The sequence below is a fragment of the Streptomyces sp. NPDC090445 genome (assembly GCF_044769385.1).
Classification (GTDB): Bacteria; Actinomycetota; Actinomycetes; order Streptomycetales; family Streptomycetaceae; genus Streptomyces.
Window position 1 is genome coordinate 1 of the sequence record NZ_JBIVXV010000080.1, and the last position, 1,520, is coordinate 1,520.

Genomic DNA, 1,520 nt, shown 5'->3' on the forward strand with positions numbered 1-1,520 from the left:
CAATACCAGTGACTTAAGGATCTTGGCTGGTAGGCTGTCTGTCCAGGAGGTGCCGAGATGCCACGCCCTGGGCAGGTCAAGCCGGAGACGGACGAGCGGTTGTCTGACCGGATCGCGATCGGGTTGCTGACGCGTACGTTCCCGCCGGAGCTGGTGGACCGGATCGTGGCGGAGTGCGGGAAGTCCGGGCAGCGCAACCGGTTGCTGCCGCCGCGGGTGGTCGTCTATTTCGTGCTGGCGATGTGCCTGTTCTCGGGGCAGGGCTATGAGGAGGTCGCGCGGCTGTTGACCGAGGGTCTTTCGTGGGCCAGGCGCTGGTCGGGGTCGTGGCAGGTGCCTACGCCTGGCGCGATCTCCCGGGCCCGTGTCAAGCTCGGGCCGGAGCCGCTCAAGGTGCTGTTCGAGCAGACCGCTGGGCCTGTGGCGACCAAGTCAACTCCCGGTGCCTGGTACGGACGTTGGCGTCTGATGGCGGTCGACGGGACCACGTTCGACGTGCCGGACAGCGAGGAGAACGACGCGCGGTTCGGCCGCCCCGCCACCCACCGGGGTGAGCGGACCGCCTTCCCCCAGGTGCGGGTGGTGGCGCTGGCCGAGTGCGGCACGCACGCCATCACCCACGCGGCTCTGGGGCCGTTCACCACCGCCGAGTCCGTGCTCGCGCGAGAGCTGTTCGACGCCCTCGCGCCGGGCGACCTGCTGATGGCCGACCGCGGCTTCGCCGGCCTGGACCAGTGGCGCGCCGCCTCCGCCGGCGGGGCCGACCTGCTCTGGCGGATCAAGACGACCGCGGTCCTGCCCGTGCGCCGTGAGCTCCCCGACGGTTCCTACCTCTCCGACATCGTGGCGGCCAAGGATCATCGCAAACGCACCGACCCGACCGTGGTGCGGGTCATCGAGTACACCCTGGACGACCCCGGGCGCCCGCAGCACCCGGCACCGTACCGGCTGATCACCACCATCCTCGACCACGAGGCCGCACCCGCGATGGAGCTGGCCGCCCTCTATAACGAGCGGTGGGAGATCGAGACCACACTGGACGAGCTGAAGACCCACCAGCGCGGCCCCGCCCAGGTCCTGCGCTCCCGCTCACCCGAAGGCGTCGAGCAGGAAGTGTGGGGCCACCTCCTCGTTCACCATGCGATCCGCCAGCTCATGCACACCGCCGCCGAAGGCACCGATACCGACCGGCTCTCCTTCACCCGCACCCTCCGCCTCGCCCGACGCCAGGTCACCGCGCAGGCGGCCTTTTCCCCCTGAGCACCTGGCCACAGCACTCGCCGACGGACTGCGCGAGATAGCCCGCCATCTACTGCCCCCACGCCGCCGGCGCTCGAACGCCCGCGTCGTCAAACGCAAGATGTCCAACTTCGGCGTCAAACGCGCCGCACACCGGCAATGGCCACAACCCACACTCGACCCAGCCGAGGCCGTAGCCATCGCCCCGCACCACAAAACGGCCCCGATCAACCCACCTGTGAAGGTCCCACGCACCCGGGATTCTTAAGTCACTGGTATTG

Annotated in this window: 1 protein-coding gene; it reads left to right on the top strand. The window is 69.3% G+C overall.

The annotated features are described in order from the left end of the window. Positions 1-57 precede the first annotated feature (57 nt). Positions 58-1,260 carry an IS4 family transposase gene (locus ACIQUT_RS40285; protein WP_403570708.1) on the top strand — a complete coding sequence of 401 codons (1,203 nt, stop codon included), beginning with the start codon at positions 58-60 and terminating at the stop codon, positions 1,258-1,260. Positions 1,261-1,520: the final 260 nt, after the last annotated feature.

What these genes read in the sequence shown, in the direction of transcription:
- ACIQUT_RS40285 (WP_403570708.1), top strand. Translation starts at nt 58, where the DNA reads ATGCCACGCCCTGGGCAGGTCAAGCCGGAGACGGACGAGCGGTTGTCT.